Genomic DNA, 15,058 nt, shown 5'->3' with positions numbered 1-15,058 from the left:
GGTCGCTATGATGCAACCTCTATCTTTTGAATAAGAAGTATGTTGGAATTGGTTTTTGCATATTCGACTAGCTCATCCGTAAATCCGGATTTTGAAAATAGAATATAATATTTATTAGGATGATTAAATAATGTTGATTTTTCCATCAAATCCCTTAACGTTTCCATGCCTACCAGTTGATTTTTCCATTTGCATTCACCAAATATTATATTATCTTTATTTAAGGCCACTATGTCGATTTCTTCTTCTCGTTTTTTATATGGATTGTTTCCCCACCATTTACCTATTTTTTCTGCGATAAAGGGAAGCTTTTTATCCCTATTTAAAAGTTTGATGTAATCAAGACATATATCTTCATAGACTAAACCTAAGAAATCATTCATAAAGGGTTTGATTTTTTCTTCTATAACAAAATCAATTAAACCTTGTTCTATCAATGATTTATTATAAAATACAAATCTATACCAAAATCTAAAAAAGTTGTCTTTTATTCTATATATGCTTTTTCTACTGTTTTCTTTTATATCTATAGGGGTTATTTTTTCAATTATTTGCAGGTCTATAAGGGTAGAAATATATTTTGCACATTTATCGTTTTCTATTCCAACTTTTGTTGAGATTTCGTTAAGTTTGCTGGCCCCATCTGCTATAGCCTCAATAATGGAATTATAAAGAGCTGGCTCTCTAACTTCTTGCTTTAAAAGTAATTTTGGTTCTTCAAACAGGTATGAGGTTTTATCTAAAATTTTATTTTTTATATTCTCAAATATATTTAAACTATCATCGAAGTTTCTAAGATATTGAGGGACACCACCCAATATTCCATATGCAGCAACATTTTCTTCGAATGTATATCTTGGGAAAAATTCTGTGCTTGTGAAAAAATTAAAAGGTTCGATAAAAAATTGTGCTGTTCTTCTTCCATATAAGGGACTTTTGTAGCTTAAAACTTCTTTTTCTATAAAACTCATAGATGAGCCGCAAACTACAATGAATAGTTTCGTATCTTTAAGATGATGATCGATTAAATTTTGTAACAGTGAAGGCAAACTTTTGTTGGCATTTACAAGGTAAGGGAATTCATCGATCACAAGAACTAATCTTCTATCCTTTGAATTTTTTGCTAAAAAAAGAAATGCCTTTTCCCACGTTTCAAATCGGCTTACTAATCCGTCAAGGCCAAAATATGATAGTATCTTATCTGAAAAATTTTCCAGAGCCATTTTATCATTATATTCTTCAGCAACAAAAAATATTGATGGTTTATCTTTACAAAATTCAGCAAGTAATGTGGTTTTACCAACACGCCTTCTTCCATACATAACAATAAATTGAAACTTATCTTCGATGTATAATTTATTCAATGAATCTAATTCGCTTTTTCTTCCAATAAACATAAAATCACTCCTCTTTATTAACTCATGATTTACTAACTTTAGAGTTAGTTACTTTAGAGTTAGTAAAATTGTAGCATATTTCATTGATTTTTTCTACTATGTTGTAATTATATTTGATGTTCATAATCACAAAATTTGAGTATAATATCTGTGGGGTGATATTTTGAATAACATGTGGGAAGAGTTTATCGATAGATTAGGAAAATTTATAGATAAGCATGTATCCGACAAGGATGATGCGGAGGATTTACTTCAAGAGGTTCTTATAAAGATATATAAGAATTTAGACAACTTAGAGCAGGAGGAAAAGGTATACCCTTGGATATATCAAATAGCAAGAAATTCTATAATAGATTATTATAGAAGGAAAAACAAAATGACTTCAAACTTAGAATTGGAAGATATAGCAGTATATGACGGTGAAGAATCCTCTAATGAGGATATTGCAATTTGCATAAAGAACATGATAAATAGCCTTCCGGAAAAATATAAACAGGTTATCATTCTTTCAGAATACGAAAATCTAACATACAAGGAAATAAGCCAAAGACTTGGAATATCAATATCTGGGGTAAAGTCAAGAATTCAAAGGGCTAGGAAACTTCTAAAAAATATGCTTTATGATTGCTGCAATTTAGAGCTGGACAGCTTAGGGAATGTAATCGATTTTCAGCATAAAACAAAGGACTGCAAATTTTGCTAAGAATAGGGCTAAATTTGAGTCCTTTTTTATTTTTTTGCGTCTTTATATATGCCAATATGAGTTAAAGGGAGGTTTTTATATGGAAAACAAAAATAAAAGTTGCTGCTCTTGTGGCTCAGCATGCTGCGGTGAGGTTAATACAAAAGTTAATAAAAGAAAATTAGTTATCGACTTTCTTTATCTAGATCTAACTTCTTGTGACCGCTGCATGAAAACCGATGATACCCTTGACGAAGCATTAAATGAAGTTAAAAGGGTATTAGAAGCTACAGGAATAGAAGTTGTTGTAAATAAGATAAACATTACGAATGAAGATTTGGCTAAAAAATACAAATTTGTAAGCTCACCAACAATAAGAATCAATGGCAGGGACATTCAAATGGATATAAAGGAGAGTCCATGCAAGGCATGTGGGGACCTTTGCGGTGATGATGTTGACTGCCGCGTATGGGTTTATCAAGGGAAGGAATATGATTTTCCACCTAAGGAAATGATAATAGAATCAATTTTAAAGGCTGTATATGGTGGAAGTGAAACTGTTAAAGAAGAGGAATACGTAATGCCAGAGAACCTCAAAAGATTTTTTGATGGAATGAAAAAAAGATAAAGTGGCTTTACAGATAGTCTAGTTAACGTAGCAAAGGAGAATAAAAATTTGATATTAAAAAAGTTGCCGTAAAGGGGCAACTTTTTTAATATTCTATCCTTTGGCTTTCTTCTGTAAGCATATTTTTATAAAGAGTATAATAGTAACCCTTCTTTTTAAGAAGCGTCTCATGGTTTCCATCTTCGATTATTTTACCGCCCTCTATTACAAGTATTCTATCTGCATTTCTTACTGTTGAAAGTCTATGGGCGATTACAAAGCTTGTTCTTCCCTTTAAAACCCTTTGAATAGCATCTTGAATTATATGTTCTGTATGGGCGTCAACGGAAGAAGTTGCTTCATCAAGTATAAATATAGCAGGGTTTGAAATTACTGCCCTTGCAAGGGAAATAAGCTGCCTTTGTCCTATGGAAAGCTTACTTCCACCCTCGCCAACTTCAGTGTTGTAACCCTTTTCAAGCCCCATAATAAAGTCATGGGCATTTACAAGCTTTGCAGCTTCAATTATCTCATCCATTGTAGCGTCAAGCTTACCATATCTTATATTGTCGGCAACAGTTCCGCTGAAAAGATGGGGCGTTTGAAGGACATAGCCTAGGCTAGAGTGGAGGACTTTAAGGGGAATGTCCCTATAATCCACCCCATCTATAAATATCCTGCCTTCTGTTGGCTCATAGAAGCGGCAGATAAGATTAACTATGGTTGTTTTTCCAGAGCCGGTTTCACCAACAAGGGCTATTGTTTGTCCCTTTTTAACCTGTAAATTAAAGTTTTCTAAAACCCTTTCACCCTCTTTGTATTTAAAGCTTACATTTTCAAATACTATATCCCCTTGTATTTTAAAATCCTCTAATTTCCCTTCATCCTTTATTTCAGGTTCTGTGTTTATAAGGTCTATTACCCTTTCTGCTGCTGCTTGGGCTGAGATTAGCTCTGCCGTAACCCTTGCAAGTTCCCTTACAGGCTCGAAAAATTGAATTGAGTAGGATATAAAGGCTGCAAGGGTTCCAAAGCTTATCAAATTCATATAGGTATATTTTCCACCTACAACAAGTATTACTGCTGTTGATATGCTTCCAAGGCTTATTACAATAGGCATATAAATAGAGGAAAGAATAGCAGCCTTTATTGCAGCGTTTTTCATTTCGGATGTTTCAAGCCTAAATTCGCTAATATGCATATTCTCTGTTGAGAGTATCTTCGACGTTTTAGCTCCCATTATTGCCTCATTAAAAGAGCCTGTTATTTGGGAGTTTAGTTTTCTTACTATCCTATATTGCTTTAATATTCTTTTTTGAAAGTATATGCTAATTACAAACAACACAGGTATTGCAAGTATTATAAAAAGGGCAAGTTTAATATTTAAGGTTAAAAGATAAATTAATATAAACGTCATTATGGATACTCCCCAAACCATGTCGACTATTCCCCAGGCAAGGGTATCACCAAGCTTTGAAACGTCGGAGGTCAACCTTGACATTAGATATCCCGTCTGGGTGTTATCGAAAAAGGAAAAAGACAGTGTTTGCAGCTTTTCAAAGGCAGATTTTCTAATGTCGTGGCAAAGGCCCATATCTACCTTTCCTGCAATTGCTATTAAAAGATATACGTTAATGGTTTGGAAAATAATTAAGATTGAATAAAAAAGTATGAATTTATAAAAACCTTTATAGGTTCCCTTTATTACGAAGTTATCTATTGCGTATTTAGAAAGATAAGGGAATGTGGCATCGATTGCCCCTACAAATACCATTATCATGATAAGAGAAAATATTTCTTTTTTATATGGTTTTAAAAAGGATAAATATTTTTTCCAAAGCTTAAGGTCAAAATTGTTTTTATATTCCTTTTCTTTTATTTGAGCCATAATATCACCGCCTTATATTGTCTTTTCAAAGTCCCTTTCTATTAAGGATTGGATTTCCCAAACCCTTTTATAGAGTCCCTCCTCCTTTATAAGCTTTTCGTGGTTTCCTATGTTTGTAACTTTACCCTTATCTAAAACTATTATAATATCAGCATCCTTAACGCTGGTTATTCTGTGGGAGATTATAATCGTCGTTGTATTTTTGCTCCTTTCTTTAAGGGCGTTTCTTATCTTAGCTTCAGTTTCCGTATCAACGGCACTTAAGGAATCATCAAAGACAAGGATTGGATAATCTTTCAAAACTGTTCTTGCAATAGTAATTCTTTGCCTTTGACCGCCTGATAAGGTTATTCCCTTTTCACCAACTAAGGTGTCATATCCATCCTCAAATTCCATTATTGTATCGTGGATGGATGCGATTTGTGATGCTCTATATATTTCTTCAAGCTCTGCATCGGGATTTGTTATTGCTATGTTTTCTTTGATTGTTTTGGAGTATAAAAAGGCATCCTGAGGAACTACTCCGATTTTTTGTCTTATAAATGACTTTGATATATCTTTAAGTTCTATCCCATCTATTTTTATTGAACCTTTTTTGTAGTCGTAAAGCCTCAATAAAAGGGATATTATTGTTGATTTTCCTGAACCTGTGGAGCCAAAGAAGGCTACCGTTTGTCCTGCTTCAATTTTAAAAGAAATATCCTTTAAAACATAATTTTTATCATCAAATCCAAAGGTTACGCTGCTAAATTCGATATTCCCCTTGATTTCAATATCTTTAATTCCTTCATCAAGGTTTTCCCTATCCTGAGTTAGTATTTCGTGTATTCTTGAAAGGGATATGGTCATTTTGCCCATGTCGGAAAGAATTCTTCCCATCTGCCTTACAGGCCAAAGGAGCATTCCTTCATAGCTGACAAAAACGAGCAAGGTTCCTATGGTGATTTTGCCATTTGCAGCAAAGTATGAGCCAATAAGAACCACAAGGGCAGTTTGAATCATACAAAGGCAGTCTGAAAAGGACCAATAGTTTGCAAAAAGCTTTATAAGATTATAGGTAAGGTCCCTGTAGGTTTTGTTTTTTTCTGCAAATTTTTTAATCTCAAACTCTTCCCTTGCAAAGGCCTTTACAACTCTAATTCCTGTTATGTTTTCTTGAATTACCGTTGAAAGTTCAGCCTCTGCCTCATCGCTTCTTTTAAATTGCCTTTGAACCCTTGTAAAAAACCAAAGGGCAAAGGCGAAGATAATAGGAACTATTAATGTCGCAACAAGGGCAAATTTTACATCCAAAGAAAACATTATGATGAGTATAAGGCTAAGAAGTATAACTGTCCTTCCTATTTCAACAAACTGGTTTGCTAAAAAATTTCTTATGGTTTCAACGTCGGAGGTGCATCTTTGTATTATTTCCCCCGATGGATATTTTGAGTAAAATTCATATTTTGCCCTAAGTATTGTTTCGTATAGACTGTCCTTAAACCTCTTTGCTATGTTTTCTGAGGCTTGGCTTGACCATTTCCCTTTAAGATAAAGAAATAATGCGTTAAGTAGGGTAAGTAGTATTACCAAAAGCCCCATAATCCATAGATTTTTTAGAATGTAATCTCTACCACCTAAAGAATCTACTAAGTTTATCATTAGTTTAGATGTCATAGGCTTTGTTCCGATTATCGAGTCAACGGTTAGTTTTATAATAAGGGGAATAAGGACGGAGAATAAAGCCGAAAGACCCGTTGCAATTATTGAGGCAATGTATTTTAGCCTAAAGCCCTTTGAAAAATCAATTAATAGTCGATATTTCCTCATGTCATCACCTTCCTTTAAACATAAAAAGGCCATGGGATAGCACACCCATGGCCTAGATTACTTAATATTTTTTAGGGCAATATACGCGAAGGCATAGGTTGCACTATCTTTTTATTTTTAGTATTAAATTTAATTTTTAAACTTCCTATAAACATTAACATCTGTGCAACCTCCCTTCATAAATATTTCTTTTTATAGTATAAAATAATTTTTAAAAAATTTCAACAATTTTTTGATATAATGCCATAAGTTGCTATGTGTTATAAGAAAATTATGGAAATGTCAAAAAGTCAAAATGTCAAGAGGCAGGCACTTTACATTTTATAATTTTTTGAATTATAATAATTTTAGAAAACTAAATAAAGGACACTGGGGGAGATGGACGAGGCCATCTGAGAGTAAGGTCCGATGAAACCTTAGACCCTTTGAACCTGATCTGGATTATACCAGCGTAGGGAAGTGGGAAAATATGCACTACTCTATTTTGCTGGGTAGTGCTTTTTTGCACTACCTTTACGCTGGGGTAGTGCAATTTTTTTTAAGGAGGGAGATAATGGCATTTTTAAACGATGAAAGGATTAGTTTTAATGGGACGGTTTTAGAACTTTTAAAAAGGGAGGGATATGATGAAAAAAAGGTTGTTGTTTTACTCAATGGTGAGATCTTAAAAAGAGACCTTTGGGATGAGGTTTTCTTGAAGGAAGAGGATTATTTAGAAGTTGTAAGTTTTGTTGGAGGTGGTTAATGTGTCTTTTGTAATTGGTGGAAAAACTATTAATTCAAGGCTTTTTGTAGGGACAGGAAAGCTTCCAAGTTATGAAATGATAAAAGATATAATTAGGGAAGCCCAAATAGATGTTGTTACAGTTGCTGTAAGAAGGGCCCATAGAGGTGGAGAAAGAGAAAACATTTTGGATTATATTCCAAAGGAAACCATAATAATGGTAAATACATCCGGAGCAAGGGATTATAAGGAGGCTGTAAAGATAGCTTTAATCGGTAGGGAACTTACAAATTCTAATTGGATAAAGGTAGAAATAGAGGCTGATACTAAATATCTTTTGCCTGATAATGAAGAAACCATTAAGGCCTGTGAAATATTAGTTAAGGAGGGGTTTAACGTTTTCCCTTATATTTCCCCGGATCTTATAGTTGCTAAAAAACTTGAGGATATTGGAGTTAGTGCAGTAATGCCTCTTGGTTCACCTATTGGAACCAACAAAGGATTGGTGGCAAAGGAGCTTTTAAAGGCTATAATAAATGAAGTAAAAATTCCAGTCATAGTAGATGCAGGAATAGGAAGGCCCTCCCATGCGGCAGAGGCTATGGAACTTGGAGCCGAAGCTTGCCTTATAAACACCGCTATTGCAACAGCAAAGGATCCTATTAAAATGGCAAAGGCCTTTAAGATGGCGATAGATGCAGGAAGGCTAGCTTGTGAAGTAGGAGTTTTAAAGGAAAGGGAATATGCCGATGCATCATCACCTTTAACGGGATTTTTAAGGGGTGTTTAATATGTTTAATTTTGAAGAAATAGCCCGTCTTTATGAAGAAAATAAAAGCAAACCTTCAAGGGAGGAAGCTATTGAAATTTTAAATAAGGAGGATTTATCCGATAAGGACTATATTAAACTTTTAAACTGCGATGCTTTAGATATATTAGAGGTGGCAGCGAGGAAGGCAAAAAGGCTTACAGAAGCTTATTTTGGTAAAAACATATTTTTATATATTCCTCTTTATATCTCAAATTATTGTTCATCTGGTTGTATTTATTGTGGGTATTCATGTTTTAACAAAATAGAGAGAAGAAGGCTCAGCTTAGATGAAGTTGAAGATGAGATGCTGGCTATAAAGAGAAAAGGATTTAACAGCATATTACTTTTAACGGGGGAGGATGATACAAAGGAGGGGTTTGAATATTTAAAATCGGCTATAAAAATTGCAAAAAAACATTTTCCTGAAATTTTCATTGAAACAGGTCCTTTATCCTTTGAAGGATATAAGGAACTTGTAGATGAGGGACTAGTTGGGGTTACTTTATACCAAGAAACCTATGACTTAAATACCTATGAAGCTGTCCATTTAATAGGAAGGAAAAGGAATTTTGTTAAAAGGTTAAATGCCATTGAGGAGGCAATAAGGGCTGGAGTCAAGGAGGTAAATATAGGTTGTCTTTTGGGACTTTCAAATGATTTTAAAAAGGATGTATTTTTAACTGCTATGCATGGCAAGTATCTTTTAAAAAAATATCCTAAAATAGAGCTTTCTATATCCTTCCCTAGGATAAGGCCCTTTGAAGGAATGAATTTTATCTATACAAAGGTTGATGACTTGCAATTTGTAAAATTTATAGTTTATACAAGGCTACTATTAAAGCATGTAGGTATCAATATTTCAACAAGGGAAAGTAAAGAACTGAGGGATAACCTAATAGGCCTTGGTGTTACAAAGATGTCGGCGGAGTCTAAAACCGGCGTTGGTGGATATGTAAAGGATAATCCCTCACCAAAGCAGTTTGAGGTATCTGATGATAGAAAGGTTGAAGAAATCATTATGTCTATAAAATTGAAGGGATATAATGCAGAATTTACAAATTGGGTGATGTTATGACCTTTAGAGAAATTTTATTAAATTATCTTTCTGAAAAAGAGCTTAAAAAAATAGAAAAGACGAAGATAATTGTTATAGGCTGTGGAGGTTTAGGTTCTAATATTGCTAAGTTATTGATTAGAACAGGCTTTTTAAAGTTAACCCTTATCGACTTTGATGAAGTGGAGCTTAAAAACTTAAATAGGCAGGACTTTTATTTAGAACAGGTAGGCAATAAAAAGGTGTATGCATTAAAGGAAAACCTATTAAAGATTAATAAGGATGCTTTAATAGAAACACTATGCCTAAAAATAACAGAAGATAACCTAAATTTATTGAAGCAGGCAGACATAGTCGTAGAGGCCGTTGACAGGGTAGAGTATAAAAGGATGATTTTTGAATATTGTCTTTCAGAAAAAATAAGGGTTGTATGTGCTTCAGGTATTGCAGGGTTTGGGGACGGAGAAGGAATAAAAATAAAAAGGGGTAAAAATTATTCAATAATTGGGGATTTTAGAAAATCTATAAGTGAGTTTAGTCCCCTTTCTCCTAAGGTAACTGCTGTTGCCAGCTTGCAGGCCGATGAGGTTTTAAGGATGGTGATAGGAGATGAAAGCTGAAAAATTAAGGCTTTTAAAGGAATACAATCTTTACTGCATTACAGCAGAGAATTTATCTAGGGGAAGAAGCAACATAGAGGTAGTAGAAAAAATGCTAAAGTCGGGTGTGAAGATAATTCAATATAGAGAAAAGAAAAAGACCCTAAGAGAAAAACTCTTAGAGTGTGAAAAAATAAGGCAAATGACATTAGATTATGGTTGCATATTTATAATAAACGATAATATAGAAATTGCAAAGATGGTTTTAGCCGATGGAGTTCATATAGGTCAGGATGATTATCCATTAGAGAGGGTAAGAGACTTTTTAGGAGAGGAATATATAATTGGCCTTTCCACCCATTCGAGGACTCAGCTTTATGATGCCCACAAAATAGGAGCGGATTATATTGGTGTTGGCCCTATATTTAAAACCTTTACCAAGGAGGATGTGTGCGATCCTGTTGGATTTGAATATTTAGATATAGCAGTAAAAGAGAGCAAAATCCCCTTTGTTACAATAGGAGGGATAAAGGAAAACAATATGGAGGATGTTTTAAAAAGGGGAGCAAAGTGTATAGCAATGGTAAGTGAAGTAGTTGGAGCGGAGGATATAAAAGGAAAGATAAAGGCTATTTTAGATAAGCTAAATAACTGGAGGGATAAGAATGAAAACTCAAATGGATTATGCTAAGGAAGGGATACTAACGGAGGAGATGAGAATTGCCATAGAAGTTGAGGAGATGGATGAAAAAATTTTTTTAGAGTTGATAGCAAATGGTAAGATAGTAATTCCTGCAAATAAAAACAGAAGAAGGTCAAAATATTTTGCAATTGGAGATGGGACAAAAGTTAAGATAAATGTTAATATTGGTGTATCCAGCGAATGCGGAGATTTTAAAGAGGAGATTGAAAAGTTGGAGCTTTGTAAAAAATACGAAGTCGAGTCGGTTATGGACCTTTCAAGTGGAAAAAATTCAAAGGAGTTTAGAAAATATCTTTTAAAAAACTATGATTTCATAGTGGGGACGGTTCCGATATATGATATTGCCATATTACATGAGGATTTTACAAAGGTTGAGGCAAAGGAGATGCTTGAGCTTATAGAGATGCAGGCGGAGGAGGGTGTGGACTTTTTTACCCTTCATGCGGGAATTACAAGAAAAACTCTAGAGAGGTTTGAAAAAAATAGTAGAATAATGAAAATAGTATCCCGTGGAGGCGGAATGATTTATAACTGGATGATTAAAAACAACAGGGAAAATCCGCTATATGAATACTTCGATAATATTTTAGATATTTGTAAAAAACATGACGTAACCTTAAGCCTAGGGGACTCCCTAAGGCCTGGATGCATATTCGACGCTACAGATGCCCTTCAAATCGAGGAGCTTATAAATTTAGGTGAGCTAACAAAAAGGGCGTGGGAAAAGGGAGTTCAGGTCATGATAGAGGGTCCTGGCCACATGAGGGCAAATGAAATTGCAGCAAATATGCTCCTTGAGAAAAAACTATGCCATGGAGCACCCTTTTATGTTTTAGGACCTTTAACAACAGATATAGGTGCAGGATATGACCATATTACAGGAGCTATGGGAGGGCTGATTGCAGCCCTTAATGGTGCAAACTTTTTATGTTATGTAACTCCTGCTGAACATTTAAGGCTTCCGAGCATAGAGGATGTTAAAGAAGGAATAATTGCCTTCAAACTTGCTGCCCATTCTGCTAATCTTTCAAAGGGTTTTAAGAAAGACCTTGAAAGGGATTATAAAATGAGCTTGGCAAGATCAGAGATGAATTGGCAGGAGATGTATAGATGGGGAATAGATGAGGAAAAGATGAGGATGTATAAGAAGGATGAAAATAAATACTGCACAATGTGTGGAAAGCTGTGTCCAGTAAATAATGTAAGATAGCCATGGAAGAAAATAAAATATATAAATAATATCAAGATATATATTCGTATATTTTCGAAATATAACAAAAAATATTTGACATATTTAAGGATATATTCTAATATGAAATTAGAAAAGAATACGGTATCATCCATATAATCTGGGGAATATGGCCCTAGAGTCTCTACCGGGCAGCCGTAAACTGCCCGACTATGGATGAGTCAATAGGTTATTCCCTTTTTAGGAATAGGTATCTCCTTTTTGACTCTTCCATGGTCAAAAAGGGATTATTTTTTTAGGGGGAGTGTTTTATGGAAAGGTTAGAAAAACTCTATGAAGGTAAGGCAAAGATAATTTATAGGACAAGCGATGAGGATAAAATAATAGCCTACTTTAAGGACGATGCCACAGCCTTTAACGGACAAAAAAGGGCACAAATATTTGAAAAGGGAGTTCTTAACAATACCATATCTTCAATTCTATTTGAACTTTTAGAAGGCAAAGGAGTAAAAACCCATTTCTTAAAACAAATCGATAAAAGGCAGCAGCTTCTTAAAAAGGTTAATATAATTCCCCTTGAGGTAATAGTAAGAAATATCGCAGCAGGAAGCATGGCAAAAAGGCTTGGAATTGAGGAAGGGACAAAACTTAATACAACCGTCTTTGAAATTTGCTACAAAAACGATGAACTTGGGGATCCTTTAATAAACGACTATCATGCAGTAGCTCTAGGAATTACAACCTTTGAGGAGCTTCAAAATATTTATGATTGTGCTGGCAAAGTTAATGAGTTCCTTAAAGAGTTTTTCGATGAACTAGGCATAGACCTTGTTGACTTTAAGCTGGAATTTGGAAGGTTTAGGGATGAGATTTTACTTGCCGATGAGATATCCCCGGACACCTGCAGATTTTGGGACAAAAATACTAAAGAAAAGCTTGACAAGGACAGATTCAGAAGGGACCTTGGAAACGTCATTGAAGGCTATAAAGAGATTTTAAAAAGGATGAAGGGAGAGGTAAAATGAAGGCTTTAATTGATGTTACCTTAAAGGAGAGCATTTTAGATCCACAGGGGGCAGCGGTTAAGGAGGGACTTTTAAAGCTAGGATACCATGTTGAGGGAGTTAGAATTGGAAAGCATATTGAGGTTGAATTAAAGGATATGGATATTAAGGAAGCTGAAGGGATAATCAAGGACATGTGTGAAAAGCTTCTTATTAATCCAGTTATAGAAACCTACACATTTAGATTTGAGGTGTGATTATGAAGGCAGGGGTTGTAGTTTTTCCAGGTTCCAATTGTGATAAGGATGTATTCGATGTTTTAAAGTCTTTAGATGTTGATGTTAAATATATTTGGCATGATGAGGGTAAAATCGATGTTGACCTTTTGGTTTTACCCGGAGGATTTTCCTATGGTGATTATTTAAGATGTGGTGCCATCGCAAGGTTTGCGAAGATTTTAGAGGGAATATATGAGTTTTCTGAAAGGGGCAATCTAATCCTTGGTATTTGTAACGGGTTTCAGATACTGACTGAATTAAAGCTCTTACCCGGCGCCCTTTTAAGGAATAAAAATTTAAAGTTTATATGTGGCGACTGTCAGCTTATAGTTGAAAATAACAATACTCCCTTTACAAGGTTTTATGAAAAGGGAGAGGTTGTAAATTTTCCAATAGCCCATGGAGAAGGAAACTATTTTATAGATGATGAGGGCTTAAAAAGATTAAATGAAAAGGGACAAATAGTTTTTAAATATAAAAATAATCCCAACGGTTCTATAGAGGATATTGCAGGAATCGTAAACGAAGGGGCAAATGTATTAGGCCTTATGCCCCACCCAGAAAGGTCATCGTCAAAGCTTTTAGGATGTGATGATGGGATAAGATTATTTAAAGGGGCTATAGAATTTTTAAAAGGCTAAGGAGTGTTTCTATGAATAAAGTGTATCTACCACCTTCAAGGATAGGGGTTATAGGGGGAGGACAGCTTGGTAGGATGCTTGCCTTTGAGGCCAAAAGGATGGGGTATGAAGTTTTTGTCCTTGATCCTAAGGAAAACTCACCAGCAGGGCAGGTATCAGACTTTCAGTTTGTTGCAAGCTTTGATGATTTTGAAGCCCTTTTAAGTTTAGCCCAAAAGACAGATATTTTAACCTATGAATTTGAACACATTAATGTAGAGCATCTTTTGAGATTAAAGGAAATGGGATATAAAATATACCCTTCACCAGAAACATTAAAAATAATTCAAAATAAGTATCTTCAAAGGGAATATTTAAAAAGGCTTGGTCTTCCTGTTCCTAAATTTAAAAGGGTTGAATCCTTTGAGGACTTAATTATAAAGGCAGGACAGTTTTCTTTCCCCCTTATGTTAAAACATGCAAGGGGAGGATATGATGGTAAGGGAAACATCCTTATAAAAGATCAAAAGGATTTAGAGGAGTTTAAGAACTTTGATTTTAAAAGGGAAATTTTTATAGAGGAATATATTCACTTTAAAAAGGAAATATCAATAATACTCTGCAGGAATTTAGATGGCGATTTAAAGTTTTATCTACCCTTTGAAAACTATCATGAGGACAGCATTTTAAAGATTACTAAATGCCCAGCGGATATAAAAGAGGATGTAAAGAAGGAGGCTATAAATATCGCAAAGGCGGTATTAGAAGGCTTTGATGATGTTGGAGTATTCTGCATCGAAATGTTTTTAGACTATGATGATAGGATCTATATAAACGAAATAGCACCAAGGGTTCATAATTCAGGGCATCTTACCATCGAGGCCTGTGTCAGCAGTCAGTTTGAAAACCACTTAAGAAGCATAGCAAATTTACCATTAGGTTCGACGGAGCTTTTAAAAAGGGCGGCCATGATTAATATCCTTGGGGATAGAAAATTAACGGGAAAATATACAATAGAAGGATTTAAGGAGCTACTAAAGATGAATGGAATATATGTTCATCTTTATGGAAAAGACTTTGTAGACAATAAAAAGAAGATAGGTCATGTAACGGTCATCGGTGAGACTGATGAGGAGATAAATGAAAAAATAGAATTTGTTAAAAACAATTTAAAGATAGGTGAGTTTAATGGGTAAGGTAGCAATTATAATGGGAAGCATTTCTGATTATGAGGTTATGAAGGATGCTGAAAATATCTTAAAAAAGTTTAATGTAGATTATGAGATTGATGTAGTATCAGCCCATAGGACCCCTGAAAAGATGTTTTGCTTTGCAAAGGAGGCAGAAGTCAGGGGAACTAAGGTTATAATTGCAGCAGCCGGAGGGGCTGCCCATCTTCCCGGAATGGTAGCCTCAATATCCAACCTTCCGGTTATTGGAGTTCCTATAAAGGGCAAATCCTTAGAAGGGCTCGATTCCCTTTTATCAATAGTTCAAATGCCAAAGGGAATTCCCGTTGCAACAGTTGCCATAAACGGTGCAGCAAATGCTGCAATATTGGCTGTTAAAATACTTGCAACCTTTGATGAGGATTTAATGAATAAATTAAAGGACTACAAGAGGGAACTTGAAGAGGACGTATTTAATATGTCTAAAAGGTTAATTGACGGTCAATTAACTTAACAAGGAGGAT

16 protein-coding genes and 2 riboswitches are annotated in these 15,058 nt (G+C 34.7%); of the genes, 13 read left to right on the top strand and 3 right to left on the bottom strand.

Annotation, left to right across the window (positions count from 1 at the left end; genetic code table 11):
* Positions 1-5: 5 nt before the first annotated feature.
* Entirely contained in the window at positions 6-1,397 is a 1,392-nt protein-coding gene (locus Q3V94_RS07055; RefSeq protein ID WP_303526353.1) for an ATP-binding protein, read from the bottom strand.
* A 172-nt stretch (positions 1,398-1,569) separates the two neighbouring features.
* On the opposite strand from Q3V94_RS07055, the gene sigZ reads away from it, so the two are divergent.
* Positions 1,570-2,100, top strand: a complete 531-nt coding sequence (sigZ, locus tag Q3V94_RS07050) for an RNA polymerase sigma factor SigZ (RefSeq protein ID WP_303526459.1) — start codon at positions 1,570-1,572, stop codon at positions 2,098-2,100.
* 79 nt (positions 2,101-2,179) lie between these two features.
* The gene (locus Q3V94_RS07045) at positions 2,180-2,707 is read left to right on the top strand and encodes a DUF2703 domain-containing protein (protein ID WP_303526348.1); all 528 of its coding nucleotides are present in this window, start codon (positions 2,180-2,182) and stop codon (positions 2,705-2,707) included.
* 85 nt (positions 2,708-2,792) lie between these two features.
* Here the strand turns inward: Q3V94_RS07045 and Q3V94_RS07040 are convergent, their stop codons facing one another.
* Positions 2,793-4,574: an ABC transporter ATP-binding protein gene (locus tag Q3V94_RS07040; RefSeq protein WP_303526346.1), complete on the bottom strand. Its 1,782-nt coding sequence runs from the start codon at positions 4,572-4,574 to the stop codon at positions 2,793-2,795.
* A gap of 12 nt (positions 4,575-4,586) precedes the next feature.
* Positions 4,587-6,383 carry an ABC transporter ATP-binding protein gene (locus tag Q3V94_RS07035; protein WP_303526344.1) on the bottom strand — a complete coding sequence of 599 codons (1,797 nt, stop codon included), beginning with the start codon at positions 6,381-6,383 and terminating at the stop codon, positions 4,587-4,589.
* 361 nt (positions 6,384-6,744) lie between these two features.
* A riboswitch (TPP riboswitch) is annotated at positions 6,745-6,858 on the top strand.
* 78 nt (positions 6,859-6,936) lie between these two features.
* Between Q3V94_RS07035 and thiS the strand changes: the two genes are divergently transcribed.
* The 11 genes from thiS to purE all read left to right on the top strand — a co-directional run bounded on the left by thiS (position 6,937) and on the right by purE (position 15,048).
* On the top strand, positions 6,937-7,128 hold the full coding sequence (gene thiS, locus Q3V94_RS07030) for a sulfur carrier protein ThiS (RefSeq protein WP_303526342.1): 192 nt from the start codon (positions 6,937-6,939) through the stop codon (positions 7,126-7,128).
* On the top strand, positions 7,121-7,897 hold the full coding sequence (locus tag Q3V94_RS07025; RefSeq protein ID WP_274768350.1) for a thiazole synthase: 777 nt from the start codon (positions 7,121-7,123) through the stop codon (positions 7,895-7,897). The genes thiS and Q3V94_RS07025 overlap by 8 nt, the downstream gene beginning before the upstream one ends.
* Before the next feature lies 1 nt (position 7,898).
* Entirely contained in the window at positions 7,899-8,993 is a 1,095-nt protein-coding gene (thiH, locus tag Q3V94_RS07020; RefSeq protein ID WP_303526339.1) for a 2-iminoacetate synthase ThiH, read from the top strand.
* Positions 8,990-9,592, top strand: coding sequence for a sulfur carrier protein ThiS adenylyltransferase ThiF (thiF, locus tag Q3V94_RS07015; RefSeq protein ID WP_303526337.1), 603 nt, complete (start codon positions 8,990-8,992; stop codon positions 9,590-9,592). The genes thiH and thiF overlap by 4 nt, the downstream gene beginning before the upstream one ends.
* A complete protein-coding gene (thiE, locus tag Q3V94_RS07010; RefSeq protein WP_303526336.1) occupies positions 9,582-10,262 on the top strand; it encodes a thiamine phosphate synthase in 681 nt (226 codons plus the stop codon). Before thiF ends, thiE begins: the two co-directional genes overlap by 11 nt.
* Positions 10,231-11,484 carry a phosphomethylpyrimidine synthase ThiC gene (thiC, locus tag Q3V94_RS07005; RefSeq protein WP_303526456.1) on the top strand — a complete coding sequence of 418 codons (1,254 nt, stop codon included), beginning with the start codon at positions 10,231-10,233 and terminating at the stop codon, positions 11,482-11,484. Before thiE ends, thiC begins: the two co-directional genes overlap by 32 nt.
* A 110-nt stretch (positions 11,485-11,594) precedes the next feature.
* Positions 11,595-11,696, top strand: a riboswitch (purine riboswitch).
* 78 nt (positions 11,697-11,774) lie between these two features.
* Positions 11,775-12,488, top strand: coding sequence for a phosphoribosylaminoimidazolesuccinocarboxamide synthase (gene purC, locus Q3V94_RS07000; protein ID WP_303526334.1), 714 nt, complete (start codon positions 11,775-11,777; stop codon positions 12,486-12,488).
* Entirely contained in the window at positions 12,485-12,724 is a 240-nt protein-coding gene (gene purS / locus Q3V94_RS06995; protein WP_274766844.1) for a phosphoribosylformylglycinamidine synthase subunit PurS, read from the top strand. The genes purC and purS overlap by 4 nt, the downstream gene beginning before the upstream one ends.
* Before the next feature lie 2 nt (positions 12,725-12,726).
* The gene (gene purQ, locus Q3V94_RS06990; protein ID WP_303526332.1) at positions 12,727-13,386 is read left to right on the top strand and encodes a phosphoribosylformylglycinamidine synthase subunit PurQ; all 660 of its coding nucleotides are present in this window, start codon (positions 12,727-12,729) and stop codon (positions 13,384-13,386) included.
* An 11-nt stretch (positions 13,387-13,397) separates the two neighbouring features.
* Positions 13,398-14,561, top strand: coding sequence for a 5-(carboxyamino)imidazole ribonucleotide synthase (locus Q3V94_RS06985; RefSeq protein ID WP_303526331.1), 1,164 nt, complete (start codon positions 13,398-13,400; stop codon positions 14,559-14,561).
* A complete protein-coding gene (purE, locus tag Q3V94_RS06980) occupies positions 14,554-15,048 on the top strand; it encodes a 5-(carboxyamino)imidazole ribonucleotide mutase (protein WP_274766846.1) in 495 nt (164 codons plus the stop codon). The genes Q3V94_RS06985 and purE overlap by 8 nt, the downstream gene beginning before the upstream one ends.
* Positions 15,049-15,058: the final 10 nt, after the last annotated feature.

It is taken from the genome of Caloramator sp. CAR-1 (genome assembly GCF_030546345.1).
Classification (GTDB): Bacteria; Bacillota; Clostridia; order Clostridiales; family Caloramatoraceae; genus Caloramator; species Caloramator australicus.
This window is presented reverse-complemented; position numbering and strand designations above follow the sequence as displayed.

What these genes read in the sequence shown, in the direction of transcription:
- Q3V94_RS07055 (WP_303526353.1), bottom strand. Translation starts at nt 1,397, where the DNA reads ATGTTTATTGGAAGAAAAAGCGAATTAGATTCATTGAATAAATTATAC.
- sigZ (WP_303526459.1), top strand. Translation starts at nt 1,570, where the DNA reads ATGTGGGAAGAGTTTATCGATAGATTAGGAAAATTTATAGATAAGCAT.
- Q3V94_RS07045 (WP_303526348.1), top strand. Translation starts at nt 2,180, where the DNA reads ATGGAAAACAAAAATAAAAGTTGCTGCTCTTGTGGCTCAGCATGCTGC.
- Q3V94_RS07040 (WP_303526346.1), bottom strand. Translation starts at nt 4,574, where the DNA reads ATGGCTCAAATAAAAGAAAAGGAATATAAAAACAATTTTGACCTTAAG.
- Q3V94_RS07035 (WP_303526344.1), bottom strand. Translation starts at nt 6,383, where the DNA reads ATGAGGAAATATCGACTATTAATTGATTTTTCAAAGGGCTTTAGGCTA.
- thiS (WP_303526342.1), top strand. Translation starts at nt 6,937, where the DNA reads ATGGCATTTTTAAACGATGAAAGGATTAGTTTTAATGGGACGGTTTTA.
- thiH (WP_303526339.1), top strand. Translation starts at nt 7,899, where the DNA reads ATGTTTAATTTTGAAGAAATAGCCCGTCTTTATGAAGAAAATAAAAGC.
- thiF (WP_303526337.1), top strand. Translation starts at nt 8,990, where the DNA reads ATGACCTTTAGAGAAATTTTATTAAATTATCTTTCTGAAAAAGAGCTT.
- thiE (WP_303526336.1), top strand. Translation starts at nt 9,582, where the DNA reads ATGAAAGCTGAAAAATTAAGGCTTTTAAAGGAATACAATCTTTACTGC.
- purC (WP_303526334.1), top strand. Translation starts at nt 11,775, where the DNA reads ATGGAAAGGTTAGAAAAACTCTATGAAGGTAAGGCAAAGATAATTTAT.
- purS (WP_274766844.1), top strand. Translation starts at nt 12,485, where the DNA reads ATGAAGGCTTTAATTGATGTTACCTTAAAGGAGAGCATTTTAGATCCA.
- purQ (WP_303526332.1), top strand. Translation starts at nt 12,727, where the DNA reads ATGAAGGCAGGGGTTGTAGTTTTTCCAGGTTCCAATTGTGATAAGGAT.
- Q3V94_RS06985 (WP_303526331.1), top strand. Translation starts at nt 13,398, where the DNA reads ATGAATAAAGTGTATCTACCACCTTCAAGGATAGGGGTTATAGGGGGA.
- purE (WP_274766846.1), top strand. Translation starts at nt 14,554, where the DNA reads ATGGGTAAGGTAGCAATTATAATGGGAAGCATTTCTGATTATGAGGTT.